General features: G+C 71.3%; 18 protein-coding genes and 2 pseudogenes. 10 read left to right on the top strand and 10 right to left on the bottom strand.

Going from position 1 to position 26,493, the window contains the following annotated elements:
* Window positions 1-294: 294 nt before the first annotated feature.
* The 5 genes from ACH34T_RS23300 to ACH34T_RS23280 all read right to left on the bottom strand — a co-directional run bounded on the left by ACH34T_RS23300 (window position 295) and on the right by ACH34T_RS23280 (window position 6,078).
* Window positions 295-1,797: an NAD-dependent succinate-semialdehyde dehydrogenase gene (locus ACH34T_RS23300; protein ID WP_396023010.1), complete on the bottom strand. Its 1,503-nt coding sequence runs from the start codon at window positions 1,795-1,797 to the stop codon at window positions 295-297.
* A complete protein-coding gene (locus tag ACH34T_RS23295) occupies window positions 1,794-2,768 on the bottom strand; it encodes an alpha-ketoacid dehydrogenase subunit beta (protein ID WP_396023009.1) in 975 nt (324 codons plus the stop codon). The genes ACH34T_RS23300 and ACH34T_RS23295 overlap by 4 nt, the downstream gene beginning before the upstream one ends.
* Window positions 2,756-3,760, bottom strand: a complete 1,005-nt coding sequence (locus ACH34T_RS23290; RefSeq protein WP_396023008.1) for a thiamine pyrophosphate-dependent dehydrogenase E1 component subunit alpha — start codon at window positions 3,758-3,760, stop codon at window positions 2,756-2,758. The genes ACH34T_RS23295 and ACH34T_RS23290 overlap by 13 nt, the downstream gene beginning before the upstream one ends.
* A gap of 84 nt (window positions 3,761-3,844) precedes the next feature.
* Complete coding sequence (locus ACH34T_RS23285) at window positions 3,845-5,092, bottom strand: M24 family metallopeptidase (RefSeq protein ID WP_396023007.1); 1,248 nt, start codon at window positions 5,090-5,092, stop codon at window positions 3,845-3,847.
* Window positions 5,093-5,106: 14 nt separating this feature from the next.
* A complete protein-coding gene (locus ACH34T_RS23280) occupies window positions 5,107-6,078 on the bottom strand; it encodes an NAD(P)-dependent oxidoreductase (RefSeq protein WP_396023006.1) in 972 nt (323 codons plus the stop codon).
* Window positions 6,079-6,305: 227 nt separating this feature from the next.
* Between ACH34T_RS23280 and ACH34T_RS23275 the strand changes: the two genes are divergently transcribed.
* The gene (locus ACH34T_RS23275; protein ID WP_396023005.1) at window positions 6,306-7,928 is read left to right on the top strand and encodes an amidohydrolase; all 1,623 of its coding nucleotides are present in this window, start codon (window positions 6,306-6,308) and stop codon (window positions 7,926-7,928) included.
* Between the two features lie 59 nt (window positions 7,929-7,987).
* Here the strand turns inward: ACH34T_RS23275 and ACH34T_RS23270 are convergent, their stop codons facing one another.
* Window positions 7,988-9,067 carry a LacI family DNA-binding transcriptional regulator gene (locus ACH34T_RS23270; RefSeq protein WP_396023004.1) on the bottom strand — a complete coding sequence of 360 codons (1,080 nt, stop codon included), beginning with the start codon at window positions 9,065-9,067 and terminating at the stop codon, window positions 7,988-7,990.
* A gap of 165 nt (window positions 9,068-9,232) precedes the next feature.
* Between ACH34T_RS23270 and ACH34T_RS23265 the strand changes: the two genes are divergently transcribed.
* The 7 genes and pseudogenes from ACH34T_RS23265 to ACH34T_RS23235 all read left to right on the top strand — a co-directional run.
* Entirely contained in the window at window positions 9,233-10,750 is a 1,518-nt protein-coding gene (locus ACH34T_RS23265) for an ABC transporter substrate-binding protein (RefSeq protein WP_396023003.1), read from the top strand.
* A 55-nt stretch (window positions 10,751-10,805) separates the two neighbouring features.
* Complete coding sequence (locus ACH34T_RS23260; RefSeq protein WP_396023002.1) at window positions 10,806-11,750, top strand: ABC transporter permease; 945 nt, start codon at window positions 10,806-10,808, stop codon at window positions 11,748-11,750.
* The gene (locus tag ACH34T_RS23255) at window positions 11,747-13,741 is read left to right on the top strand and encodes a dipeptide/oligopeptide/nickel ABC transporter permease/ATP-binding protein (protein WP_396023001.1); all 1,995 of its coding nucleotides are present in this window, start codon (window positions 11,747-11,749) and stop codon (window positions 13,739-13,741) included. The genes ACH34T_RS23260 and ACH34T_RS23255 overlap by 4 nt, the downstream gene beginning before the upstream one ends.
* A complete protein-coding gene (locus ACH34T_RS23250; RefSeq protein WP_396023000.1) occupies window positions 13,738-14,745 on the top strand; it encodes an ABC transporter ATP-binding protein in 1,008 nt (335 codons plus the stop codon). Before ACH34T_RS23255 ends, ACH34T_RS23250 begins: the two co-directional genes overlap by 4 nt.
* 15 nt (window positions 14,746-14,760) lie before the next feature.
* Complete coding sequence (locus ACH34T_RS23245; RefSeq protein WP_396022999.1) at window positions 14,761-16,098, top strand: amidohydrolase family protein; 1,338 nt, start codon at window positions 14,761-14,763, stop codon at window positions 16,096-16,098.
* 316 nt (window positions 16,099-16,414) lie between these two features.
* On the top strand, window positions 16,415-17,602 hold the full coding sequence (locus ACH34T_RS23240; RefSeq protein WP_396022998.1) for a cytochrome P450: 1,188 nt from the start codon (window positions 16,415-16,417) through the stop codon (window positions 17,600-17,602).
* Between the two features lie 406 nt (window positions 17,603-18,008).
* Window positions 18,009-18,560: pseudogene (locus ACH34T_RS23235) on the top strand (transposase family protein); the annotation flags it as partial.
* A gap of 35 nt (window positions 18,561-18,595) precedes the next feature.
* Here the strand turns inward: ACH34T_RS23235 and ACH34T_RS23230 are convergent.
* Window positions 18,596-19,033, bottom strand: a complete 438-nt coding sequence (locus ACH34T_RS23230; RefSeq protein WP_396022997.1) for a MerR family transcriptional regulator — start codon at window positions 19,031-19,033, stop codon at window positions 18,596-18,598.
* Window positions 19,034-19,051: 18 nt separating this feature from the next.
* Window positions 19,052-20,065, bottom strand: a complete 1,014-nt coding sequence (locus ACH34T_RS23225) for an MDR family NADP-dependent oxidoreductase (RefSeq protein WP_396022996.1) — start codon at window positions 20,063-20,065, stop codon at window positions 19,052-19,054.
* Window positions 20,066-20,305: 240 nt separating this feature from the next.
* Between ACH34T_RS23225 and ACH34T_RS23220 the strand changes: the two are divergent.
* Window positions 20,306-20,479, top strand: a pseudogene (locus tag ACH34T_RS23220) (IS5/IS1182 family transposase); the annotation flags it as partial.
* 779 nt (window positions 20,480-21,258) lie between these two features.
* Here ACH34T_RS23220 and ACH34T_RS23215 read toward each other — a convergent pair.
* Complete coding sequence (locus ACH34T_RS23215; RefSeq protein ID WP_396022995.1) at window positions 21,259-22,707, bottom strand: M1 family metallopeptidase; 1,449 nt, start codon at window positions 22,705-22,707, stop codon at window positions 21,259-21,261.
* Between the two features lie 414 nt (window positions 22,708-23,121).
* On the opposite strand from ACH34T_RS23215, the gene ACH34T_RS23210 reads away from it, so the two are divergent.
* Window positions 23,122-26,034: a BTAD domain-containing putative transcriptional regulator gene (locus tag ACH34T_RS23210; protein ID WP_396022994.1), complete on the top strand. Its 2,913-nt coding sequence runs from the start codon at window positions 23,122-23,124 to the stop codon at window positions 26,032-26,034.
* Window positions 26,035-26,076: 42 nt separating this feature from the next.
* Here ACH34T_RS23210 and ACH34T_RS23205 read toward each other — a convergent pair whose 3' ends face one another.
* Window positions 26,077-26,490 carry a hypothetical protein gene (locus tag ACH34T_RS23205; protein ID WP_395994311.1) on the bottom strand — a complete coding sequence of 138 codons (414 nt, stop codon included), beginning with the start codon at window positions 26,488-26,490 and terminating at the stop codon, window positions 26,077-26,079.
* Window positions 26,491-26,493 lie beyond the last annotated feature (3 nt).

Here is a 26,493-nt window from a genome sequence, read left to right as displayed (position 1 = left end):
TTCCTGAGAGCGCGGGACCGGCCTTTTGATCATCAGTTAGTCGTTCGTTAGCGACTTGGACCCTCTCAGGCGGGTTCACGCGGGAGCACGCGTCATCAGATCTCGGAAATCAGCGTCCCGTGCCCGTTCACGTCATCAGAGGGCTCCGGGCCCGTCCCAGCGAGTGGCGAACGATCGAGAGCCGATCGCGTGGACGGCATTGCGGAGCTCGCGGCGATCAGAGGTTTACTTCCCATAAGTTCGAGGCCGCGCTGCAGCAGGTTCGGGTAGTTCTTGGGCTTCACGGTGAACCTGTTATTGACCCCACTGCGCGACGGCGTGGGTGAACGCACGTCGCCGGTCCCGCCGAGGTTCGGCCACGCCCACGTAGACGGGCTCCAGGTAGTCGAGGAGGCCATGGTGGCCGCCCTCGCGGCCCAGGCCGCTCTGCTTGACGCCGCCGAACGGGGCGGCGGGGTCGGAGATGACCCCCTGGTTGAGGCCGACCATGCCGGTCTCCAAGGCGTGCGTCAGACGCAGGCCGCGGTCAAGGTCGCTCGTGTAGAGGTAGGCGATGAGGCCGTACTCGGTGTGATTGGCGGCGGCGACGGCCTCGTCCTCGGTGTCGAACGGCAGGACGGGAGCGACGGGACCGAAGATCTCCTCATGCAGGACGCGGGAACCGGGCGGGACATCGGTCAGCACGGTCGGTGGGAAGAAGTAGCCGGGCCCTTCGAGAGGATGACCGCCGACCAGCGGGCGGGCACCTCCGTCCACGGCCTCCTGGACGAGCGCGGCGACGTCGTCGCGGGCGGCGGCGCTGATGAGCGGGCCCACGTCGGTCCGCTCGTCCAGGCCGGGCCCGACGCGCAGCCGGCCCATCGCCGCGGCGAACCTGGCGACGAACTCTGCATGGACGGGGCGCTCGACATAGAAGCGGTTCGCGGCGGTGCACGCCTGACCGCCGTTGCGCATCTTGGCTGCGAGGGCGCCTTCGACCGCCGCGTCCAGGTCGGCGTCGGCGAACACCAGGAACGGTGCGTTGCCGCCGAGTTCCATGGAGCAGTTGAGGATCTGCCCGGCGGCCTGCTCCAGAAGCGTCCGCCCGGTGGCGGTGCCGCCCGTGAACGACAGTTTGCGGACGCGCGGGTCGGCGAGCATCGGGCGCACGACGGCGTCCGGGGTGCGGGTGGGCAGGACGTTGACCACGCCGGGCGGGACCCCGGCCCGTTCGGTCAGCTCGGCCACGGCGAGGGCGGTGAGCGGGGTGAGCGCCGCGGGCTTGAGAACGACCGAGCAGCCCGCCGCCAGCGCCGGGGCGATCTTCCGGGTGGCCATGGCGGCGGGGAAGTTCCAGGGGGTGATCAGCACACACACGCCGACTGGCCGGTGCAGGACGAGGATGTGCCGCCCGCCGCTCGGCGCACGAAGAAATTCGCCTGCGCCGCGTACCGCCTCTTCCGCGTACCAGCGGAAGAAATCGGCCGCGTAAGCGACCTCGGCATGCGCGTCGGCCAACGCCTTCCCGCTCTCGGCGACGATCAGCCGGGCCAGCCGGGCCGCGTCGCCGGTCATGAGGTCATGCACGCGGCGCAGGATCTCGGCGCGCTCCCGGGGAGGTCGTCCGGCCCACCCCGGGCCCGCCCGATGCGCCGCTCCGACCGCCGCTCGGGCGTCGTCCGCGGTCGCGTCGGAGACCTCGGCGATCGGTTCGCCGGTGGCCGGGTCGTGCACGGCGAACCGGCGTCCGCCCGACGCGGCGCGCCAGGTCCCGTCGACGAGAAGATCTGCCGGTGCGCCCCGCACGGCGGCCGTCACGTGCTCAGCTCCTTCGCGATCGTGTCGGTGACGCGGTCGACCGAAGGGATGACGGTGTCCTCCAGTTCCCCAGCGGGCAGCGGGACGTGCGGCGTGGTGATACGGACGGGCGGCCCGGCCAGCAGCCCGTACGCCTCCTCGGCCACCAGCGAGACGACCTCGGCGCCCCAGCCGCACAGCCGGGGGTTCTCCTCGACGGTGAACAGGCGTCCGGTCCGGGCGACGGAGTCGAGCACGGTGGAGACGTCGAGGGGAACGAGCGAGCGCAGGTCCACCACGGCCGCCTCCACGCCGAGGCCCGACAGGCGCTCGGCGGCGGCGACGGCCCGGGGCACCATGGCCGCGAGCGCGACGATCGTGCAGTCGCCGCCCTCGCGCACCACGCGGGCGGTTCCGAGCCGGTCGACCAGTTCCCCGTCGGGCACCTCGCCCTTGACCGGGTAGAGCGCCTTGTGCTCGAAGAACAGGACGGGGTCGGGGTCACGCACGGCGGCGGCCAGCAGTCCGATGACGTCGGCCGGTGTGGACGGCGCGACGACCTTCAGGCCGGGGACGGCCATCGCCCAGTTCTCCACGCTCTGGGAGTGCTGGGCGCCGAAACGTAGCCCTCCCCCGTTGGCGGTTCGGATGACCAGCGGGAACGTGAACTGCCCGGCGGCCATGTACCGGGTCTTGGCGATCTGGTTCGCCACGATGTCCCAGCAGACGGCCAGGAAGTCGGAGAACATGATCTCGGCGACGGGGCGCAGGCCGTTCATCGCGGCGCCCATCGCCGCGCCGAGGATGGCCTGCTCGGAGATCGGCGTGTCGCGCACGCGCTCCGGCCCGAACGCGTCCAGCAGGCCAGGCGTCGCCTTGAAGACCCCGCCCGCGGCGGCGACGTCCTCGCCGAGGAACACCACGTCGGGGTCGTGCGCCAGTTCCTGCGCCAGGCCGCGGGCCACCGCGGCGCGATAGGTCAGTTCCGCCATTGCCCGCCTCCGTCCGCCCACACCTCGGTCAGCGCGGTCTCCGGGGCGGGACGCGGCGCCGCCTGCGCCTGCTCCGTCGCCTCGTCCACCGCGCGCTGCGCCGACTCGTCGATCTCGTGCAGCGTCTCCTCCGGGATCCCGGCCGCCGTGAGGCGGGCGCGATAGGCCGGGACGGGGTCGCGGGCCAGCCACGCGGCCACCTCGTCCGCCGGGCGGTACTTGCCGGGGTCGGCCCGCGAGTGACCGCCGTGCCGGTAGGTCACCGCCTCGATCAGGGCGGGGCCGCCGTCGGTGCGCGCGTCCTCGATCGCCTCGGCGGCGGTGAGGTAGACGGCGTCGGGGTCGTTGCCGTCCACGACGACGGGCGGCAGGCCGTACGAGCCCGCCCGGTCGGCGGCCGGGCGCGGCACGGCGGTCACGTCCTCGATCCGCGTGTACTCCATGTACAGGTTGTTCTCGCAGACGAACACGACCGGCAGATGCCACACCACGGCGAGGTTCAGCGCCTCGTGGAACGCGCCGATGTTGGTGGTGCCGTCGCCGAAGAAGCAGACCACGACCTGCCCGGTGCCGCGGTGCTGGGCCGCCCACGCGGCGCCGTTGGCGACCACCAGGTGCGCGCCGACGATCGCGTACGACCCCATCGCGCCGTGCTCGGCGCTGGTCAGGTGCATCGAGCCGCCCTTGCCGCCCATCAGCCCCGTGGAGCGGCCGAGCAGCTCGCCCATCACCGCGGGCATCGGCGCCCCGCGGGCGAGGGTGTGCGCGTGGCCTCGGTAGGTGGCGAACGTCAGGTCGCCGGGACGCATCGCGGCGGCGAACCCCGCGGCGATCGCCTCCATGCCCAGCGACAGGTGGCTGGTGCCGGGCACCAGGCCGCGCAGGAACAGGTCGTGCGCCCGTTTCTCGAACCGGCGCAGCTCGGTCAGCAGCCGGTACACGCGCAGCCGGGTCGCCTCGGTGAGCTCGGCGGCGCCGGTGTGGACGGTCATCCTTCACCTCGCTGGAATATCGATGCTGGCTGAGAATTCGGTGCTGGTCGGGATGATGCTGGTCGGGACGATGCCGACCGGGATTCAGTACTCGTTCGCGACGAACAGTTCCTCGGCGGGGAACAGGGTGATCACCTGGTGCCCGCCGGCGGTGACGACGATCTCCTCCTCGATCCGCGCGGCGGAGAAGCCGTCGGCGGCCGGGCAGTAGGTCTCCAGCGCGAAGACCATGCCCTCGCGCAGCTCGACCGGATGCTCCAGGGAGTTCAGGCGGCTGATGACGGGCCGTTCGTGCAGGGCGAGGCCCAGGCCGTGCCCGAACTGGAGGCCGAACGCCGCCATCTCGTCCGGGAAGCCGAACTCGTGGGCGGCGGGCCACACCCGGGCGATCTGGTCAGTGGTGACGCCCGGCTCGACCAGCTCGATCGCCGCGTCGATCCACTCGCGCGCCCGCGTGTAGGCGTCGCGCTGCGCCGGGGTGGCGCGGCCGACGCCGAACGTCCTGTAGTAGCAGGTCCGGTAGCCGTTGAACGACTGGATGATGTCGAAGAACGCCTGGTCGCCGGGCCGGATCAGACGGTCGGAGAAGTTGTGCGGGTGCGGGTTGCAACGCTCCCCCGACACCGCGTTGACCGCCTCGACGTCGTCGCTTCCCAGCTCGTAGAGCCGCCGGTTGACCAGCGCGACCAGCTCGTTCTCCCGGACGCCCGGACGCAGCGCCGCCGCCAGCTCGTGGTAGACGCCGTCGACCATCGCGGCGGCCGTGTTCAGCAACGCGATCTCGTCCGGGGACTTGATCTGCCGCGCGTCCAGCATCACCTGCTGGCCGTCCCGCACGTCGACGCCCTGGCGGGCCAGCTCGAACAGCATCGGCGGCTCGGCGATGTCGACGCCGACCGGCGCGCCGTCGAGCCCGGCGTCGGCGAGCAGGCCCTTGATCTCGGCGACCGCGCTCCGCAGCAGCCCCGCCTCGGGTGCGATCGAGCCGCGCAGCCCGAGCATCCCCGCGCGGGAGTTCTCCGGACGCAGCCACGGCGCGTACAGGCGGTGGTGCTGCGCGGCGGAACCGAAGTCCCAGACGAAGGGGTCGCCGGAGCGCGGAAGCAGGGCGTAGCGGGCGACCTTGTCGCGCGCCCACTCCCCGATCATCGTGCTGGTCAGATAGCGGATGTTGTTGACGTCGAAGCACAGCAGGGCGCCCAGCTCGCTGTCGTCCATGGCCCGGCGCGCGCGGCTCAGCCGGTACTCGCGCAGGCGGCGGAAGTCGACCCGTTCTTCGAAGTCCACGGCCATGGGGCCGGGCGCCGGGACGGGACGCGGCGGACTCGTCATCCTCGCCTCCTCCCCTAACCCGCGGCGCCGGTCAGTCCGTCGCCGACGGTCCCGGTCAGCCCGTCGCCGACCGGCTCGTCGTCGGCGACCAGGTCGAGCCCGGCGGCGGCGGCCTGGACCGACAGCAGCGCAGCGAAGTCCTCGGCCGCGTGGCCGTGGCCCATCGCCGCCTGGACGAGGTGGTGCACGAGGGCGGTCACCGGCATCGGGGTCTCCAACTCGCGGGCGGCCTCCAGCCCAAGGTCGAAGTCCTTGCGGAGGAGCTCGGTGGTGAACGTCGGCGTGTAGTCGAGATGGACCAGCGCGGGCGTCTTGTACTGGGTGAAGACCGAGCCGAGAACGCTGTCGTTGATGAACTCCAGGAAGTCGCGGCGGCGCACGCCCGCCTTCTCCGCCAGGACCGTCACCTCCGCGAGCGCCTGGGTCACCACCCCGAGGAAGAGGTTGTGGCAGAGCTTGACCAGCCGGGCCGCCTCGTCTTCGCCGACATGGGTGACGGCCCGGCCGATCGTCTCCAGCAGCGGCCTGACCCGCTCGCTCGCCTCCCGCGGACCGGACACCACGATGCTCAGCCGGCCCGCGGCGACCGCCTTGCCGTTGCCGCTCACCGGCGCGCACAGCAGGTCGGCGCCGCGCTCGCGCGCCGCGGCCCGCAGCTCGCGGGAGACCTCGGCGGAGACCGTGGAGCAGTCCACGATCACTCCGGGCACGCGGCCGGCGGCGGTGAGCAGCCCGCCCGGCCCCAGGAGCACCTCGCGGAGATCGTCGTCCGTGGACACCATGGTGAACACCACGTCCGCCGCCGCGAGGTCCGTGATCTCGTCGACGATGACGGCGCCGTGCTCGGCCAGCGGCTCGGCCTTCCGGCGGGTGCGGTTCCACACGCTCACCGGACGCCCGGAGCGGGCGAGCCGCTCGGCCATCGCGTACCCCATGCGGCCGGTTCCGATCCAGCCGACCCGGGTGCCGCTCACGTCGTCGTCCACCGGATCACTCCCTGCCACGATTGTGCAATCGTTTGCGACGATAATTGGATCGACCCTGAGGCGTCAAGCCCAAGCTCGAGCGCCAACAGGCAGGACAACGTGAGTTGGAGCGGAAGAAGACTCGATTGATTGAGCAAACGATTGACATCCACCGCCTTCGGAATGAAGACTCACGTGGCGGCTTCCCGCGCGCCGGACACCGGCGACAGACCTCAGAGGAGCCATCCGTGAGCAGCACAGACCTCGTCCTGGTGAACGGGCGCATCACCACCCTGGCCGCCGACGGCACCCCACCGGAGGTGCGGGCGCTGGCCGTGCGGGGCGGCCGGATCGTCGCCGCCGGTTCCGCGGACGCCGCGCGCCGGGCCGCGCCGGACGCCCGCGTGATCGACCTCGGCGGACGCCGCGCCGTGCCGGGGCTCATCGACGCCCACGTCCATTTCGTCCGCGCCGGCCTGACCTGGAACGAGGAGATCCGCTGGGAGGACGTGCCGGACCTGGACACGGCACTCGGACGCGTCGCCGCGGCGGCGCGGGACCGTCCGGCGGGCACCTGGCTCAAGGTCGTCGGCGGATGGCACCCGGACCAGTTCGCCCAACGCCGCGCCCCCACCCGGAAGGAACTGGACGCGATCGCGCCCGACCATCCGGTGTTCGTCCAGTACATGTACGCGTGGGGAATGCTGAACACGCGCGCCCTGGCCGAGGTCGGGCTCGACCGCGCCGTCGCCGAGGGCGTGGACCCGGCCGCGCTCGACGCCGGCGCGGACGGCCGTCCCACCGGCGTCCTGCGCGGGATGCCCGCGCTGCGCTGGCTGTACTGGCAGCTTCCGGTGCCGTCGCTGGAGGAGCAGGTGGCCTCGACCGCCGCCGCGTCCCGCGTGTTCAGCGCGGCCGGGCTGACCGGGCTGATCGACGGCGGCGGCAGCAACACCGGCCCCGACACCTACCGCGCGCTGTACGAGACGTGGCGGCGCGGCGAGCTCACGGTGCGGACGCGTCCGACGATGCACGCGTCCAGGCCCGGCGCCGAGGCCGAGGAACTGCCCGGCTACCTGCGCTACACCGCGCCCGGCTTCGGCGACGGGATGCTGCGCGTCCTCGGCATGGGCGAGATCATCCACTATGCCGTCCATGACGGGTTCCACCGCGCGCCCGACCTGTCGGCCAAGTCGCGGGACGCGCTGCGCGAGACGTTCACCGAGGCGGCCCTGCACGGCTGGCCCCTGCAGATCCACGCGATCCGCCGCGACACCCTCGACATGGTGCTCGACCTCTGGGGGGAACTGGACCGCGACGTCCCACTCGCCCCGCTGCGCTGGACGATCGTGCACTGCGAGGGCCTCAGCGTGGACGGCGTGCGCCGCGTCGCCGACCTGGGCGTCGGCGTGCTCGTTCCCGCGATGCTGCGCTTCGAGGGCGAGGACCTGATCGGCGCGTGGGGGCCCGAGGCCGCTGAGCACGCGCCGCCGCTGCGCGCCCTGCTGGACGCGGGCGTCCCCGTCGGCGGCGGCACCGACGCGATCAGGGTGGCGTCGTACCGGCCGTTCACGGCCCTGCACTGGTACGTCTCCGGACGGACGATCGGCGGCCGCCGCATCCGCGCCGACGACGACCTGCTCACCCGGGAGGAGGCGCTGGAGCTCTACACCCACCGCGCGGCCTGGTTCAGCTTCGAGGAGGACGAGCGCGGACGGCTCCAGCCCGGGATGCTGGCCGACCTGACCGTCCTCGACCGCGACTACTTCCACGTCCCCGAGGACGAGATCCCCGCCGTCGGCGCCGACCTCACGCTCGTGGACGGAAAGATCACCTGGGCGGGCCCGGCGTTCGGCGACCTGCGCCGCTGACCGCGGGACGGCTCAGCGGCCGCCGACTCAACGGGAGCCGACCAGCGGGGGCGGTCGGTTCAGCGGGGTCGTCGGCCGGTCTTTGGGGCGGTCTTTGAGGCGGTCTTTGGGGCGGTCCTTGGGGCGGCAGTGGAGCCGCGGACGACGAGGCTGACCGGCAGCGTGACCGACTTGCGGGGTAGCCCGGGGTCGGCGAGCCGCTCCAGCAGCATCCGCGCGGCCTCGGCCCCGATCTCATAGTGCGGGACGTGCACGGTGGTCAGCGCCGGGGTCAGCCGGCCGACGAACGGCATGTCGTTGAAGCCGACGACGCTCAGGTCGCGCGGGCAGCGCAGCCTGCGCTCCTCGGCGACGTCGAGGCAGCCGAGGGCGATCATGTCGTTGGCGGCGACCACGGCGGTGCAGCCGTCGTCGTCCGACAGGCCGTCCAGCAGCAGGCGGAACGCGCGGGCCCCCGCGGCCTCGGTGAACGCGTCGGCCTCCGCGACCAGCTCCGGGCCCGGCGGGAGCCCGGCGTCCTCCATCGCCTGGCGGAAGGCGCGCGACCGCGAGTGCCCTGTGGTGGTGTGCTGGGGCCCGGCGACATGCGCGACGCGGCGGTGCCCGAGGTCGACCAGATGCCGGACCGCGGCGGCGATCCCGCTCTGGTCGTCGGCGATCACCGCGGGCGCCGTCAACCCCTCCACCCTCCGGTTGATCAGCACGAGCGGCACCTGCCCGGCCAACTCGGCCAACTCGGGATCGTCGCGGTGCGCGGTCGCCAGGATCAGCCCGTCGACCTGCCGGGCCCGCAACGCGGCGAGCTGCCGGCTCTGCCGCTCGTCGTCGTTGTCGGTATTGGCGATCAACGTGGTGTAACCGGCACCCGCGAGCACGTCCTCCACACCGCGGGCGATCGGCGGGAACAGGGGGTTGGTCAGGTCCGGGACGAGCAGCCCGACCGACATCGAGCGGCTGGTCTTCAGGCCGCGGGCCATGGCGTTGGGACGGTAGTCCAGCTCCTCGGCGGCCTTGCGCACCCGGCGCACGGTCGCCTCGCTCAGCCGCGAGCGCGCCGCCGGGTTCAGCGCGCGCGACGCGGTGGCGACATGCACTCCCGCCCGGTCGGCCACATCGCGAAGGGTGACGGGTTCGGTCATCAAATTCTCGACAATCGTTTGTAGAGGCACATCGTCTTTGTACCGGCACAGCCTTGCCAAGCAGGCTTCACAATCTTAGTCTGCGATGACTAACGTTTGCACGCATTCGCCGACACTGAGCACCTCGGGGAGCTCTTTCCGCAATCATCGCTCGATGGGACAGCCATGAAGCAACATCGATCGTCCGTCCTCGTGGCCCTGTTGTCCGCGTCGGTCGTGCTCACGGCCTGCTCGGCCGGCGACGAGCCAGCCGGCGGGCGGCGGGGGAACGCGTCGGGACCGCAGGGCACCCTGCGGTTCGGAGTCGGCTTCACACTCGACAACTGGGACAACCTCAACAAGCCCAACACCACCTACATCTCCACCGTCTACCAGGGGCTGGTGGAGAAGGCCGCGAACGGCAACACCGTCCAGCCGCGCCTCGCCAGCTCATGGAAGCAGAGCCAGAAGGAGATCGCCTTCACGCTGCGGCCCGGCGTCGTCTTCCACGACGGGACGCCGTTCGACGCCGAGGCGGTGAAGGCGAACTTCGCCCGCATCCGCAGCGAGCCCAGCCAGTACCAGGCGATGCTCGACCCGGTCTCCGAGGTCGTGGCCGAGGACGCGACCCACGTCAGGCTGAAGCTCAAGCGCCCGGCGCCGACCCTCGTCGCGCAGCTCGCCGACCGCGGCGGCTACATGCTGAGCCCCAAGTCCATCAAGGACAAGTCGCTCAAGGACAAGCCCGCCGGGACCGGGCCGTGGACGTACAACGCGTCCGCGACCGTCCGCGACTCTAAGGTCGTGCTCGACTACTTCGACAAGTACTACGCGCCGAAGGAGGTCGGCGCGAAGCGGCTGGAGATCTACGCCATCGGCGACGACGAGTCGCTGTTCAACGCGCTCGCCACCGGCAAGGTCGACGTCGCCGCGCTGCTGCCCGAGACCCGCAAGCGCGCGGAGTCGCAGGGCTTCAAGAGCCTCTGGTACCCGGCGCTGCGCTACCACTTCCTGTTCTTCGACCGGAAGAAGACGTTCGCCGACCCGAAGGTTCGGCAGGCGATCTGCCAGGCGCTGGACCCCAAGGCGATCCTCACCGGGCAGTTCGACGGCCTCGGCGAGACCTACGACCAGCGCTTCGACGCCGGCCAGCCGGGCCACGACCCGCAGGTCAAGGCGTACCCGCACAACCCGGGCCAGGCCAAGGCGCTGCTCGCGGGCAAGCGCGTGAGCTTCAGCTTCCCGGTGTTCCCCGGCACCGAGCTGCTCGGCGAGCTGGTGCGGACGCAGCTCGGCGAGGCCGGCGTCGAGGTGAAGGTCGAGAAGATGTCCACGGCCCAGTACTTCAGCACCTTCGACACCGGCAAGTACCCGGCCGCGTACAACACCAGCACCAGCGAGGACTCCGGGCCCTACGACTACTACCGCTACCGGTTCAGCGCCGAGGGCGCCGGCAACCCCTACAAGGTGGGCACGCCGGAGCTCGACCGGCTGGCGGAGCAGGGCCTGAACGAGCCCGGCGGCGCCAAGCAGAACGCGGTGTGGCAGCAGATGACGAAGCTCATCCACGACCAGGCGCTGGACTGCGGCTTCCTCAGCTACCCCATCGTGTTCGCCTGGGATGCCAAGCGCGTGACGAACATCGTCCCCACCCGTTTCGCGCCCTCGGCCTTCCGGTACCGGGAAGCCCTCCCGCAGCGGTGACCGGAGGGGACGGCATGAGCGACACGGGGGACGGCATGAGGACGTGGAGGACGGCATGAGAAGGCTTCTCCTGACCCGGCTGGCCGCCCTGGTCCCGCTGCTGTTCATGGTGTCGGTCTTCGTGTTCCTGCTGGTGCGCGCGACCAACACCGACCCGGTCAAGCAGGTCCTCGGGGACGGGGCGAGCGAGGCCCAGCGGGCGGAGATGCGCCACGCGCTCGGCTACGACCGGCCGCTGATCGTCCAGTTCGGCTCGTGGCTGGGCGACGCCGTCCGCGGCGATCTCGGCCGGTCGCTGTTCACCGACCAGGCCGTGCTCGCGTCGTTCACCGAACGGCTGCCCGCGACGCTCGGCCTGGTCGTCGGCGGGCTGCTGGTGGCCCTGCTCATCGGCCTGCCCGTCGGCGTCTACAGCGCGCTGCGGTCGGGCTCGCTGATCGACCGCGCGGTGACGGGCGTCGCCTCGCTCGGCCTGGCGATGCCCGGGTTCTGGCTGGCGCTGCTGCTCGTGCTGGCGTTCGGGGTGAAGCTCCGGTGGTTCCCGGTGATCGGCTACACGCCGTTCGCGGACGATCCGGGCGCGTGGGCGTACGGGCTCGTCCTGCCGTGCGTCGCGCTGGGCACGCACTCGGCGGCGGTGATCGCCCGGCAGGCGCGGGGCGCGATGACCGAGACGCTGCGCGCGACGTATGTGCAGGCGCTGCGGGCGACCGGGACGCCCCGCCGGCGCATCGTGTTCGGCTACGCGCTGCGCAACGCCATGCCGCCGGTGCTGACGGTCGTCGGCTGGGAGCTGTCGACGCTGCTGGCGATCAGCTTCGTGATCGAGCGGGTGTTCGGCATCCCGGGGATCGGGACGCTGCTGCTGGACGCCGTCGTCCGCAACGACATCCCGCTCGTCCAGGGCGGCGTGGTGCTGGTGGGCTGCATCGTCGTGCTCATCAACCTCACCGTCGACGTCGGGTACGGGCTCCTCGATCCGAAGGCGAGGCCGCAGTGAGCGTGGACGTCCTGGCCGAGGTGACGCCGAGCGCGCAGGCGCGCCCGGCACGGACGCGGTGGTCACGGGTCCTGCGCCGGCTGCTTGGCCAGCCGGTGACCGTCGCGTGCGGGCTCTACCTGCTGGGGCTCGTCGTCGTGGCGGTGGCCGCCCCGGCGCTGGCGCCCCATCCGCCGGACAGGGTGGACCTCGCCGTCCGGCTCACCGGCCCGGGCGGCGACCACTGGCTCGGCACCGACGAGCTCGGCCGCGACCAGCTCTCGCGGATGATGTACGGGTCCCGGGTCGCGTTGCAGGCATCGTTCCAGGCGGTCGCGCTCGGCGTGGTCGTGGGGGTCCCGCTGGGCCTGCTGATCGGCTACTTCGGCGGCTGGTGGGACCGGATCGCCATGCGGCTGGTGGACGTGGCCGGGTCGATCCCGACGCTGCTGTTCGCGTTCGCGATCATCGCGGCGCTGGGCCGGGGCCTGACGAACGCGATGCTCGCCATCAGCATCGTGTTCGCGCTGAACCTGCTCCGCATCACCCGCGGGGCCGTCCTGATCGAGCGGGAGCGGCCGTATGTGGACTCGGCGCGCGTCCTCGGGCTCGGGTCGCCGCGGATCATGTTCGGGCAGATCCTGCCGAACGTCGCCGGGCCGCTGGTGGTGCAGGCGTCGATCTTCCTGGGCCTGGCGCAGCTCTTCGAGGCGATGCTGAGCTTCCTCGGGCTCGGCGTGGACACCGGGACCGCGAGCTGGGGCCAGATGCTCGACAAGGCACGCACCTACACCGCCGAGCAGCCGTGGCTGCCGGTGTTCCCCGGGATGGCGATCACCGGCACCGTGCTCGCGTTCAACCTTTTCGGCGACGGCCTGCGCGACGCGCTCGGCCGCGAGGGCGCCACGGCCCTCCCCTGGGGCCGTTCCCGCCGCCGCGGCCCCCTGCTCGCCAGGCAGGACGAGCACGTCGAGGCCGACGGCGACGGCGACGCGCTCGTGACGAAGACCGGGCCGCCGCCGGAGCCGGACGCCGGGACGGCGTTGCTGTCGGTTCGCGGTCTGAGCGTCCGGTTCCCCGGCCAGGACGGCCCGCCGGTCGCCGTCGTCGACGACGTGTCCTTCGACGTGGCGGAGGGCGAGGTCTTCGGGCTGGTCGGCGAGTCCGGGTGCGGCAAGACGATGACCGCGCTGTCGGCGGCCGGGCTCGTGCCGTCCCCCGGGACGGTCACGGCCCGCTCGATCCGGCTGGACGGGCGGGAGCTGACCGGCCTCTCCGACGACGAGCTGACCGGGATCCGCGGCCGCGGCATCGCGATGATCTTCCAGGACCCGCAGGACGCGCTGTCGCCGGTGCACACCGTCGGACGCCAGATCTGCGAACCGCTGCGCACACACGCCCGGCTGTCGAAGAGGGAGGCGCGCGAGCGGGCCGCCGAGCTGCTCGCGCTGGCCGGGGTGCCGGACGCGCGCCGCCGCCTCGCCGACTACCCGTTCCAGTTCTCCGGCGGCATGGCCCAGCGGGTGATGATCGCCCAGGCGCTCGCCTGCGACCCCAGGCTGCTCATCGCCGACGAGCCGACGACCGCGCTGGACGTCACCGTGCAGCGCCAGGTCCTCGACCTGCTGCTGGACCTGCGCGGCCGGTTCGGCATGTCCATCCTGCTGATCACCCACGATCTGGGCGTCGTCGCCGACGTCTGCGACCGGGTCGCGGTGATGTACGCCGGGCAGGTGGTGGAGACCGCGTCCACCGAACAGCTGTTCTCGACCCCGCGCCACCCCTACACGGCCGCGCTGCTGGCCGCGACGCCGCGCGGCGAGGAGGTCGCCGGGGAGCTGCCCACGCTGCCCGGGACCGTGCCGCCGCCGTGGGCGCAGCCGGACGGGTGCCGCTTCCATCCGCGCTGCGACTTCGCGGTCGGCGCCTGCGCGGCCGCGCCGGTGGCCCTGGAGAGCGGGAGCCGGTGCCTGCGCCGCGACGAGCTGGCCCTCGGACGGAGCCGACCATGAAACCGATCACGGACCCGCTGCTGAGGGTGGAGAACCTCCGCGTCGCCTACGAGACAGGACGCGGGCTGCCAGGGCTGCTGTCGGGGCGGCCGCGCCACTTCGACGCCGTCCGCGACGTGTCCTTCGACATCGCCCCCGGCGAGACGTTCGGCCTGGTGGGCGAGTCCGGTTCGGGCAAGAGCACCACGGGACGCGCCGTGCTGCGCCTCGTGCGCCCCGCCGCAGGACAGATCGTCTTCGACGGCCAGGACGTCACCGCCTTCGGCCGCCGCACGCCGCGGTGGTACCGACAGGCCGTCCAGGTCGTCTTCCAGGACCCGCTGGCCTCGCTCAACCCCCGGCACCTCGTCTCGCAGGCACTGGAGCAGGCGATCGGCCGCCGCGCGGAGCCGGTCCCCCGGTCGCGCCGCCGTGCCACGGTGCTCGAACTGCTCGACCACGTCGGCCTGGCCTCGCACCACGCCGACCGCTACCCGTACGAGCTGTCCGGCGGGCAGCGGCAGCGCGTCGTGATCGCCCGCGCCCTGGCGGTGGGCCCGAGGCTCGTCATCTGCGACGAGGCCGTCAGCGCGCTGGACGTCTCCACCCAGGGCCAGATCATCAACCTGCTGGCCGGGCTGCAACGCGACCTCGGCCTGGCCCTGCTGTTCATCTCACACGACCTGGCCGTGGTGCGCCACATCAGCCATCAGGTCGGCGTGATGTACCTCGGCCGGCTGGTGGAGACCGGGGACGCGGACCGCGTCTACCGCGAGCCCGCCCACCCCTACACACGCGTGCTGCTGGAGTCGGCCCCGCTCCCCGACCCGGCGGCACAGCGGGCGCGCCGCGCCCCGGCGCCGTCCGGGGAACCGGCGAGCCCGCTGTCCCCGCCGTCCGGCTGCGCGTTCCACCCGCGCTGCCCGTCGGTGTTCGAGCCCTGCGCGGGCACCGCCCCGCCGCCGCGCGCGATGCCGGACGGCAGCGTCCGCTGCCACCTGGAAAGCGTCAAGCCCGTCAAGTAAGGAGTCTGCATCAGCATGGCGAACCAGCGACGGACCCTCATCCGAGGCGGCCACCTCGTCACCATGGACGAGTCGATCGGCGACCTGCCGTCCGGCGACCTGCTGGTCGAGGACGACGTGATCGCGTCAGTGACCCCGCAGGAGGGACGGGACGCCGACGACGTCATCGACGCGTCCGGCATGATCGTGCTGCCCGGCCTGATCGACACCCACATCCACCTGTGGCAGACCGTGCTGCGAGGCATGGCCTCCGAGATGTGGAAGGGCGAGTACTTCGAGGAGGTGCTCCCCTACCGGGCCCGATTCCGTCCCGAGGACATGTACGCGGGCGGCCGCGTCGGCGGCCTGGAACTGCTGTCGAACGGGGTCACCACCGCGCTGGACTTCTGCCACTGCATCGTCTCGCCCAAGCACGCCGACTCCGCCGTCGCGGGCCTGGCCGCGTCCGGACTGCGCGGAATGCACGGCTACAGCCTGCGCGCGAAGCCGCCCGGCCACTTCACCACCCACGACCAGCGGCTCGCCGACGCCACCCGCCTGAGCCGCGAGATCGCCGACCGGGGCGAGGGCCGGATCGGGATGATGCTCGCCCTCAGCGACCTGGAGACCATCGACATCCCGACGAGCGTCCGCGAGGTGACGCACGCCCGCGAGCTCGGGCTCGGCATGACGATCCACTCCAACTTCCCAGGCCAGGTCACCGCCATGCACAAGGCCGGCCTGCTCGGCTCCGACCTGGTCCTGGTGCACTGCAACGTGGTCACCGACGACGAGCTGGCGATGCTCGCCGACGCGGGCGCGGCGATCTCCGTCACCCCCGGCGTGGAGCTGGGCCTCGGCTCCCCGTTCACCGTCCTCGGACGAGCCCTGCGCCGCGGCGTGCGCGTCGCCTGGGGCTGCGACATTCCCAGCTTCAACAACGCCGACCTGATCGCGCAGATGCGCCTGGTCTACCAGCTGCAAGGCTTCGTCGACGGCACCGCCGAACGCGCCGAGGGCCGCACCGGACGGCGGCGTCCCGGCATCCCGACGCTGACGCCACGGGACGTCCTGCGGCACGGCACCATCGAGGCCGCGCGGGCGCTCGGCCTGGACGACCGGATCGGCTCCCTCACCCCCGGCAAGCAGGCCGACATAGTGCTGCTGCGCGCCCCGCGGTTCGGCGCCTCGCTCTGCGAACCGGCAGCCCACCTGCTGTTGCAGAGCGGCGTCCAGGACATCGACACCGTCCTGGTCGCGGGCCGGACACGCAAACGCGCGGGTCGCCTGACCGACATCGACACCGACTCCCTCACCGACCTGATCGACCGCTCCCGCGCCCACGTGCTGGCCGAGCCGCCCCAACCGGACTAACACCCGCCGAAGTGGCCCACCGGCCGCACCCGAGGCAGCTCGTAGCTACGAGACCGCCTACTACCGTTCCATCAACACAGCAGCGCTAACCGGCACCAGGTAGGTGGTACGCCCGGCGCAGACCGAATCTCCCGTCCGGGACGCGCTGGCGCGGCAGCGTCAGGACTGGCTGTCCCTCATCTCCGGCGAGCTGCGCCCACGCGATGGAAATCCTCGGCATCACCTTCAGATCGCCTTCGGCGAGCCGGTCGGCACCTCGTCCAGCGGCACTATGGAAGGCGACCGGAGCGCTTCGGACCGACGCTGGGGAGATGCGGTGAGGGACCAGAAAAGGGAACTGCTGGGGCCGGGTTTTGACATTGACCCTTATCCGGCCTACCGGCGGCTACGAGAGGAGGCTCCCGTCCACCGCGTACGTCTTCGCGACGGCTTGTACTGCTGGTGGATATCGCGCTACGAGGACGCCAGGGCGGCGCTCGCCGATCCTCGGCTGAGCCGGGACCCGCGCAGCGCGGTGCCCGAATGGCGCGCGGCCGATCGAGGTCGCAGGCTGGAGGACGAGTCGGAGCTGGGCACCCATCTGCTCACCCTGGATCCGCCCGACCACACCCGGCTGCGCAGACTCGTCCACGAGGCATTCTCCGCCCGCGCCGTCGAGGCGATCGAGGACCGCGTCCAGAAGACGGCCGGCGCGCTGGCCGACCGTTTCCAGGACCGTGGCACCGCCGAGATCATCGGCGAGTACGCCTACCCGCTGGCGGCCGCGGTGATCGGCACGATCATGGGCGTTCCCGCGCGCGACCACCACCTCTTCCGGCAGTGGACCTCGAACGCCGTGCCGGACGCAGGGCCCGGCCCGTCGCCGGGCGCCTACATCGACGAACTGGTCGAGGCCAAGCGCCGCGCCCCGGGCGACGACCTGGTCAACACGCTCATCACCGACGGCGAGCTCAGCGCCGCGGAACTCCGTTCGATGATCTTCTTGCTCCTGATCGCCGGGCACGAGGGCAGTGTCGCCCTGGTCGGCAACGCGCTGGTCGCGCTGCTGCGCCACCCGGATCGGCTGCGGCTGCTGCGGTCCCGCCCGGACCTGCTGGGGCCGGCCGTCGAGGAGGCGCTGCGGTGGGACGGCCCCATGGAGCTGGCCGCATGGCGTTTCCCCAAGGAGCCCGTCGTGTACGGCGGGATCCGGATTCCGGCCGGAGAACCGGTGGTGATCTCCCTGGCCGCCGCGCATCGCGACCCTGAGGCTTTCACCGATCCCGACGAGTTCGACGTCGGCCGTGCCGACAACCCGCACCTGGCATTCGGCCGCGGCATTCACTACTGCGTGGGCGCGCAATTGGCCCGCCTCGAAGGACGGATCGCCATCGGCACGCTGATCAACCGCCTCCCCGGCCTGGCACTGGCAGTCCCCCTGGAGGAACTGCCCAGGCAGCCGAGTTTCATCGTCCGGGGACTCCACGAGCTTCCGGTCACGTTCTCACCAACCGGGCACCGATAACGTGCGGGCCTTGTCCCTCCAACTGGGCGCGGACGCCGCCGGACAGTTCCTCGTCCAGCCGCAGCACCTCCCGCCATCCGTGCCAGGCCACGCCCGAGCATCCCCAAGCGCCGGGCCGGCTCCGCCGGCTCCTGATGTCCGCTGGTGCTCTCGCTGGAGCCGAGAATCGCAGAAGTAGATCGGCATGTCAGTGGACATGGTGATCTCGGTGGTGCATGCGTCGGCAGGACGTGGTCGAGCGAGCCCGCCGACAGGGGCGACGGCCGATTGTCACAGCCGCCGAGGCGCTGAGTATGCACCATTCGACGTGCTGGCGGCACGTCCCCGACGTCGCCCCGCCAGCTGGTCGACCGCGCCAAAGGCACTCGGCCCATCTTCGAGCAAAGCCGAGCCGCTACTGAGAGGGCATGTGGAGGAAACAGTAACGTTGCTGTCGGCGCGTTCACCCAAACTCAGGCAGGCCATGAACAAGGCCCGCGACGACGGGCTGCGCTACCTGGTCTTGGACGGCACGCTGATGCGTACCGACCGGATCAAGGCCGACCGGCCGTACTTCTCCGGCAAGCATCGGGTGCACGGGATGAACGTGCAGGTGATCGCCTCACCTGATGGGACGATTCTGTGAACCTCGGGTGCCTTGCCGGGCAAGACCCATGACCTGAGCGCCGCGCGGATCTGGGGCATCCTGCGTGCGCTGGAACAGGCCGACATCGTCGTCCTGGCGGACAAGGGCTACCAGGGAGCCGGTGGTGTGGTGACCACGCCCTATCGGGGCAAGGGCATGCCGAAATCGCAGAAGCAGGCCAACCGGGCACACGCCCGTCTACGAGGTCCGGGAGAGCGAGCCAACGCCCAAACTCAGAGCTGGGCCATCCTCTGCAAGCTCAGCTGCAGCCCCAGCAAGGCCGGTCGCCTGTGCAAGGCCATCGCGGTACTCCAAAACTACGAGCTCACCAGTCGCGGGGGTCGCCTCTGCCTACGAAGCCGAGCCGCTCACGTCACCGTGAACTCATCGCCTGTCTGGCGTTCACACGGACTCAGTCGGCGTCGCATTGCGACCGCCTGGTCAGGTCCAAGGAACTGTTTTTCGAACCGGTGAGTGAGCGCGTTGGCAAGACGACGGCGCAGTTCGGTCAGCCGCTCGATGCGCTTGTCGAGCTCGGCCAGCCGTCGGTTGGTGATGTCGACGATCGGGCAATCGCCCGGTTGCTTGAGCGGCATGTCCAGTCCTTCGACCACGGCCTGGACATCACTGATCGTCAGGCCTGCCGCCAGCAATTCCCTTACGGTCCGTAGCCGGTGGACGTCCTCCTCGTCGTACTCACGATGGCCCGATGTCGTGCGCCGCGCCGCGAGCAGCCCTCGCTCTTCGTAGAAGCGGAGCGCTCTCGGGGTAAGCCCTGCCGCTGCCGAGGCTTCGCCGATCCGCATTCCTGGTCCTCCCTGGACTTACAGCTCCACAAGCACCGCACCGATATGGCGCCCTTCAAGCAACTCGCACAACGCACGAGGTGCCTGATCGATGCCTGACAGACGCGTGTGGGGGAAGGCAAGCTTCTTGTCGCGGAGCCCACGACCGAACTCCCGCATCGCTTGGGGAATGGCGTCGAGGTGGTCGCTGCCCGCGATGCCGCGCAGTGTGATCCCCCGCAAGATGAGGGCACCCGTGTCGATCTCGACCGGAGCACTGAAGCCACCCGATGTCTGGCTGGACATCGCGCCGACGAGCGCGACGCGAGCGCCGCGTTTGGCACCCGCTAGAGCGGCAAGTAGTTGTTCGCCGCCGACGTTGTCGAAGACCACGTCGATGCCATCCGGAGCCGCCGTGCGCAATTGATCCTCGATAGCGCCCTCACCCCGGATGACGACGGCGTCGTACCCCAGTTGCCCGACCAAGTACTCACCCTTGCGCCGGGAACCGGTGCTGCCGATCACCCGCGTGGCCCCACGCAGCCGAGCGAACTGTCCTGCAAGGGAACCGACACCACCCGCAGCACCGGTGACGAACACCGTATCCCCGCTCCGCACCTCGGCAGCCCGCACAACGCCGAGCCATGCAGTCAACCCCTGAGACAGGTGCGCACCCAGGTCAGGCAACGAGTCGACGTCAGCACGCCGCACCTCAGCCGCGCCGGCGGCGGCGTACTCCCGCCAGCCATGGTTGTGCACGACGAGATCGCCAGGACTCAAGTCAGCGTCCGCCGAAGCGATCACTTCGCCGATGGCCGGTCCCCACAAAGTCTGACCTGGCTCGTACGCCGGCATGGGCAAACCGATGTCGCCATCCATAAGTGTGCGCATCACGGCGGTGACGCTCATCATCCGATTGCGGACAAGCACTTGGCCGGGGCCGTACTCGGGAACGGGAGCCCTGACGACCCGGAGGTGATCGGTCCTGAACGTCCCTTCCGGACGGGCAGCGAGACGCACCTCACGATGGGCGGTAGGCACAGCAATGGTCATGGCGACAACGTTAGGAGTTGACGTATACGTCAAGTGCAAGCCGTGAAGCCCTCAGAGGGCTATTCCCGCAGACGAGCGAGTACTCGATCGAGGGAGCGGGTCGGTGCCCTGTAGGAGGGAGCCCTTTTCATCCTGATGACACTGGTCACGGTGGGGCTGCGTGGAGCGGTGCCGGATGACAGGAGGCTCCCGGTAAGACAGCGGTCGACCAAGATCCGATGCCTCTCCCGGAGAGCCTCGTTGCTGTCATACCGTGCTGCGATTCCGCTGTCCGACCACACCCTGATCCGCTTGGCCGGCCTCATCCGCGCCCAGCGGGCCGAACGCCGCTGCCGGTGGCGGATGTGAGCCCCATCCCAGCAAGCGCTGCTGGTCCTGGCCCACCTGCGTAACGGCGACACCTACGGCGGGCTTTAGACGGTTCTGAGCGATTGTGGTCGCGGCGGCCGCAGTGTTCCACCGGTCCATCACCGCGGCGAAGCGGTCGGGCGTCAGACCGGGCTGGCGGCCGCCGACGTTGGCGATCGGGCGGGCGAGGGGGTCGTCGTAGCTGGCACGGGTGGTGGCGGTCGGACGCTGGCCCAGGTAGCGGTCGACGGCGGCCGCAGGGTGGTGCAGGCGCCGATCGGCCGGGTCGGCCAGGGAGGCGACGAGGGACACGGCGGGACCTCCCGGGCTGATGTGACACACAACGTTGGCGAGTCGCCCGGCGCTCGTCAGGGGTGAGCTGGGCCGGAGGAGCCTGACGGGGGCAAGTGCGACAGGTAATGCCGGTTCTGTGTCACGGCCATGTCCATCTCACCACCACGCAATATCACTAGTCGCACTCATATAACTGCTCTCAGCAACGAACTCACTGCGGCGAGCAGCAGAAAGCGACCGCAACCGACCTGGCCGCCTCTGACCCGAAACGCGAACCGCCCACCACCGACGCACACATGACCGCCATCGACGGACACACCGGCCGCCGTACCGCCAGTCCGGCACGCGATCGTCGTGCGGCCGTCCGACGACGTCCCTGAGGTGGGTTTGTCGGACCCGCGGCCGAGCGGAACGAGACTGTGGATGACGTCGATCGGGGTGATGATCGATCGGCGGTCGAAGGACTCTAGTAGGCCCTCCGGAAGCTGCCCACCTGCCCGGGCTGGCTGTCACCACCGCGAATCCCAGCAGCGAGATCCGAGGACGGTGCGTCACCAGCGTGCGGGAGGTTTGGCGGCGGTGTGGAGCCAGACCTTGAAGAAGTCGCCGAGGTCTCGTCCGGTGATCTGCTCGGCCAGCGCCTCGAAGTCCTCGGTCGTGGCGGTGCTGTACTGGTTCCTCGACAGCCAGGCACGGGTCAGTTCCGTGCACCGCGACTCACCGATCATGTGGCGGAGCGCCTGCAGGGCCATGCCGCCGCGGAGGGCGACCGCGGGGTGGAGCATCTGGTCGCGAGACGGGTCGGCGACGGCGATGTCCCAGAAACCGGGGCGGCCCGGCGGCATGGGTGGCGGATCGTCGTAGATCTGCTTGAACGCCTCCTGCGCGGACTGGCCGCCGTGCCTCTCGGCCCAGAACTTCTCCACCCAGACTGCGAAGCCCTCACTCAGCCAGGTGTCGCTCCAGCGGCCGGGCGAGACGCCGGCGCCGAACCACTGGTAGCCGATCTCGCGCGCCACGTCCGCCTCGTCGGGCGGCGACTGGTAGGTGGGCCGGGTCTGGGTCCCCAGCGCGTCCTCGAGGTTGAGCGGCGGGACGTTGTTGTGCTCGATGATCGAGCCTGTCGTGTCGAACGGATAGGGACCGAACAGGCCGCTCATCTCGTCGGTCGCCGCTTTGGTCCAGGCCCGGGTGCGCGCCGCGGCGGGGTCCGACGCGATCCCCGAGTCGATGGCGTCGAGCTGCGAGATGCCCTCGCGGGTGGTGCTCGTGGTGGTGTCGAACCGTCCGATCGAGCTGGTGACCAGGTACGTCGCCATCGGACTGTCCTCGGTCCAGACGAAGGTGTCGGTGCGCTCACCGCGCGGCTGCTTGACCAGCCGTCCGTTGCCGATCACCTGGAGGCCCTGCGGAACGGTGGTCTCGACCGTGAAATACGCCTTGTCGCGCGGGTGGTCGTTGGAGGGGAACCAGGTGGAGGCGCCGTCCGGCTGGGAGACGATCGTCGCACCGTCCGCGGTGCGCACGAATCCGTACGGCTGGTCGGACTTGATCGGGCCGCGCAACGTCTCGGGGACGCCGTCGTACCGGACGACCACGGTGAACGTGCTCTGCTTCCGCAGGCCTCCGCGCGGCGTGATCTCCAGCTCGCGCTCGCCGGTGCGGGCGAACGAGGCGGCCTCCCCGTCCACCTGCACCGAGCGGACGTTCATCTTGTACAGGTCCAGGTCGAACCGGGACAGGTCCTGGGTCGCGGTCGCGTTGACGGTGGTCGTGGCGGTGAGCGCTCCGGTGTCGGGTTCGTAGGCGATCTTCACGTAGTAGTCCTCGACGTCGTACCCGCCGTTGCCGAGGTAGGGGAAATAGGGGTCGCCGAGCCCGGGCGCGCCGGGCTCGTACCGGACGCCGGCCGCCGCGACCGGCGCGAGCAGCCCGAGCGTCACGGCGCCGACCGCGGCGACCGCCAACGACAACCGGCGCGCGGACCTGAACATCGCCATCGCTGACCTCCCACTTATTACTCGTCCGCCCAATGGGTCCTCTCTGGGAAGCGGCACGGTTTTCGGTTGGGCCTGTGTGACCAAAGACCTGTCGTGCCCGGGCGGGCGAGGGGACGATATCGGCCATGATAGGGCGGATACTGACCTGGGCCGGTGGGCTGACCGTGGCTGATCGGCCGATCATTGGTGACGTTGAAGGACCAGACATTCCTGCTCGGCCCCGCATTCTGTGCGGGATTCGGTAACGGGCTGCTGGTGGCCTACCGGGTGTACAGTCCGCCGCGAATTTCCTGTTCACGGCACCGGAAAACGTCTGGGAAGCATCACTGGGAATCTGGCTCGTCACCAAAGGGCTTCTACTCAGCACATATCACGAACAGCATTGACTAGATTACGTAGTGTTACCATCGGGACGTGTGTGGTCGTTACGAGTTCAGGCTGCTCGGGCCGCTGGAGGTGCGGCGGGACGGGGCGCCGGTGCGGATCGGGGCGGCCAAGCTCCGCGTCCTGCTGGCCGCGCTGCTCATCGACGCCGGTCGCGTGGTCACCCTCGACACGCTGACGGATCGGGTGTGGGGCGAGGAACCCCCTGGCCAGGCCCGCAACGCTCTGCAGAACTACGTCCTGCGGCTGCGTCGCGCGCTGGGCGCGGGCGGCGCCGAGGTCGTGGTGTCCCACCCGTCCGGCTACTCGGTCGTGGTCGAGCCGGACGCGATGGACCTGCACCGGTTCGCCGCGCTGGTGCACCGGGGACGCGCCGTGCTGGAGGACGAGGGATCGCCGGAGCGCGCGGCGGGCCTGCTGCGGGAGGCGCTCGGCCTGTGGCGCGGGGAACCGCTGTCGGACCTGCCCGCCGGGCTGCTCCCGGACGTCGTCGCGATGCTGGTCGAGCAGCACCTGGACGCGCTCGAGCTGAGGATCGAGGCCGATCTGGCCCTCGGCCGCTCCGCCGACGTCCTGCCGGAACTGCGCGCGCTCATCGGCGCGCACCCGCTGCGCGAACGGTTCTGGTCGCAGCGGATGCGGGCGCTCCACCAGTGCGGACGGCGCGGCGAAGCCCTGGAGTGCTACCGCACGGTCGCCGCCCTGCTCGCCGACGAGTTGGGCGTCGATCCGGGAACCGACCTCCAGGTCCTGCACCGGCGCCTGCTCGCCGAAACCGCGGAAACGGAGCCCGCGCCCAGGCGGCGGGCACTGGGCCCGGGGAACCTGCCCGCCGAGACGACCTCCTTCATCGGACGCGAGGACCAGCTCGCGCAGACGCGGCGGGCGCTGGAGGCGTCCCGGCTCGTCACGCTGACGGGAGTCGGCGGGGTCGGCAAGACGCGGCTGGCGCTGCGGGTGGCGGCGGAGGCCGCGCGGGTGTTCGCCGACGGCGCCTGGCTCGCCGATCTGGCGCTGCTCGCGCAGCGCTGCGGGGACGAGCAGGTCCACCGGACGGTCGCCGAGTCGCTCGGCCTTCAGGACCATTCGCCCCGCTCACCCGCCGACGCGGTCGCCAACCACCTGCGCGACAAGCGCCTCCTGCTCGTCCTGGACAACTGCGAGCACCTGGTCGAGGAGGTCGCCGCACTGGCGCAGCGGCTGCTGCGGTCGGCGCCCGGGCTGCGGATCCTCGCCACCAGCCGCGAACGGCTCGCCGTGCCCGGCGAGCACGTCCTGCTGGTCAGACCACTCACGCTCCCGGGCGACACAGAGGACACCGGCGACAGGGTCGGCGGCTCGGAGGCGGTGCGGCTGCTGCTGGACCGCGCCGCCGCGGCCGTGCCCGGCTTCGGCACCACTGGCCGCGACCGGGCCTCGATCGCGCGGCTGTGCCGGCGGCTGGACGGCATCCCCCTCGCCATCGAACTGGCCGCGGTGCGGCTGAGCTCGATGGCGGTGGAGGAGATCCTGGACCGCCTGGACGACCGGTTTCAGCTGGTGTCGGCGTCCCCCACCCGGGTCGCCGGCCGCTACCGGCAGACCCTGCGGGACGTGATCGACTGGAGCCACGGGCTGTGCACCGAGGGCGAGCGGCTGCTGTGGTCGCGGCTGTCGGTGTTCTCCGGCGGGTTCGATCTGGAGGCGGCCGAGGCGGTGTGCACGGGCGGCGGCGTCCGCGGCGAAGAGGTGGTCGATCTGCTGGCCGGCCTCGTGCACAAGTCGATCGTCATGGCCGACGGCGCCGGGGACAGGGCGCGCTACCGGCTGCTGGAGACCATCCGCGGTTACGGCCGCCAGCGGCTGCGCGAATCGGACGGCATCGACGAGTACGGCGACCGCCACAGCCGCTACTACCACGGCCTGACCGTCCGCGCCGCCGAACAGTGGTGCGGCGCGGACGAGGCCGACTGGCTCCGCCGCCTGCACCGCGAACTCCCCAACCTGCGGGTGGCGTTGGAGCGCTGCGCCACCTGCCCGGACCTGGCCGCCGCCGGGCTGGACATCGTGATCAACATGCTGCGGGCGCGGTTCTGGTTCTTCAGCGGCACGCTCGGCGAGGCGCGGCACTGGCTGAACCGGCTGGCCCCGGTCAGGACCGACCACGCGCCGGGCGAGCTGGACGTGGTCGTACCGGCGATGCGGGCCTTCCTGGTGATCGTGCAGGGCGACCTGAGCGCGGTACCGGACGCGATGGCGGCGTGCCGCGCGGCCGCCGCGGCGCGTCCCACGGCGCTCGCAGACTACATCGAGGGCCTCCACGCCCTGCTCTGCCAAGCCGATCCCGCCTCCGTGGCGATGCTCGCCGGCGCCCGCGCGGAGCTGCTCGCCGCGGGCGGGGTGGGCGACGCGCACATGGCCACCATGTTCTGGGCCATGGCGGCCGCCTATCTGGGCGACCGGGACACCGCCTTCCACGCCCGTGACGTGTACCTCGCCGAAGCCGAGACCGTCCGCGCCCCGTGGGCCGCGTCCTGGGCCCTGTGGATCAGCGGCCTCGCGGAGCTGCGGCATGGCGAGCCCGCGCATGCCCTCGCCCCGCTGCGCAGCGCGCTGGTCCGGCAGCACGCCATCGGCGACACCTGGGGACCGGTGTGGGACGTGGAGGCCCTGGCCTGGACGGCCGCCGCCACTGGGCACCACGTCCACGCGGCCGTCCTGCTGGGCGCCGCGCACCGGCTGCGGGAGGCGGCCGGAGTGGCGCTGACCGGTCTCCTCCCGTTCCAGGCCGCCCATGCCGAGGCCGAACGAACGATCCGGGGCGCACTGGCCCGGGACGCCTACACGCGGGCCTGGCACCGAGGTTCCACCGCCGCCGACACCATCGGGTTGGCGCTGACGACGGTGGACGAGATCACGATCCCACTGGAGGGCACCCCGGCTCCCGGAGCCGGGGTGCCTTGACCTGCCGCCGGGGAGGGCGTCAGGCCGGTGCGGCACAAGCGCTCACAGGGTGATGCAGGCCTCGCCCTTGGCGTGGAGGTCCGGCATCTCGTATCCGCGGGCGCAGATCGTCGCACCCGCCGGATAGTTCAGGTGCTCGTTCTGCGTGGCGGGCGGCGGCGGCTTCCCCACCGCCCCCTGGATCGTGGGGTGGCCCATCCTGATCAGATCGATCTTCCCCTCCCAGGGGCCGGTGCGGCCGTCGTGGTAGGCCTGGGCGAAGTCGACCGACGTCCCCTCGCGGGCGAGCTTGAGGCAGACCCCCAGGCCGTCGCCGCAGGTCTGGTCGCCGGCCGCGTGCGCGGCCGACGCGGGAACCGTCAGCAGCACCAGCACCCCGACCGCCGCGGCGCCGACGGCGACGGTGCGCAGGTTCGGGCCGCCCCTCCGGCCCGGCTTTCTGTGTTTGGTCTTCACGTG

The sequence above is a fragment of the Actinomadura sp. 9N215 genome, from assembly GCF_044326345.1.
GTDB lineage: Bacteria > Actinomycetota > Actinomycetes > Streptosporangiales > Streptosporangiaceae > Spirillospora.
Note: the sequence above shows the minus strand (reverse complement) of the source record. Positions and strands in the feature narration are given on the sequence as shown.

Bases quoted from the DNA above. Each gene is read 5' to 3' on its own strand.
- ACH34T_RS23295 (WP_396023009.1), bottom strand. From the start codon at position 2,768: ATGGCGGAACTGACCTATCGCGCCGCGGTGGCCCGCGGCCTGGCGCAG.
- ACH34T_RS23290 (WP_396023008.1), bottom strand. From the start codon at position 3,760: ATGACCGTCCACACCGGCGCCGCCGAGCTCACCGAGGCGACCCGGCTG.
- ACH34T_RS23285 (WP_396023007.1), bottom strand. From the start codon at position 5,092: ATGACGAGTCCGCCGCGTCCCGTCCCGGCGCCCGGCCCCATGGCCGTG.
- ACH34T_RS23270 (WP_396023004.1), bottom strand. From the start codon at position 9,067: ATGACCGAACCCGTCACCCTTCGCGATGTGGCCGACCGGGCGGGAGTG.
- ACH34T_RS23265 (WP_396023003.1), top strand. From the start codon at position 9,233: ATGAAGCAACATCGATCGTCCGTCCTCGTGGCCCTGTTGTCCGCGTCG.
- ACH34T_RS23260 (WP_396023002.1), top strand. From the start codon at position 10,806: ATGAGAAGGCTTCTCCTGACCCGGCTGGCCGCCCTGGTCCCGCTGCTG.
- ACH34T_RS23250 (WP_396023000.1), top strand. From the start codon at position 13,738: ATGAAACCGATCACGGACCCGCTGCTGAGGGTGGAGAACCTCCGCGTC.
- ACH34T_RS23245 (WP_396022999.1), top strand. From the start codon at position 14,761: ATGGCGAACCAGCGACGGACCCTCATCCGAGGCGGCCACCTCGTCACC.
- ACH34T_RS23230 (WP_396022997.1), bottom strand. From the start codon at position 19,033: ATGCGGATCGGCGAAGCCTCGGCAGCGGCAGGGCTTACCCCGAGAGCG.
- ACH34T_RS23225 (WP_396022996.1), bottom strand. From the start codon at position 20,065: ATGACCATTGCTGTGCCTACCGCCCATCGTGAGGTGCGTCTCGCTGCC.
- ACH34T_RS23215 (WP_396022995.1), bottom strand. From the start codon at position 22,707: ATGGCGATGTTCAGGTCCGCGCGCCGGTTGTCGTTGGCGGTCGCCGCG.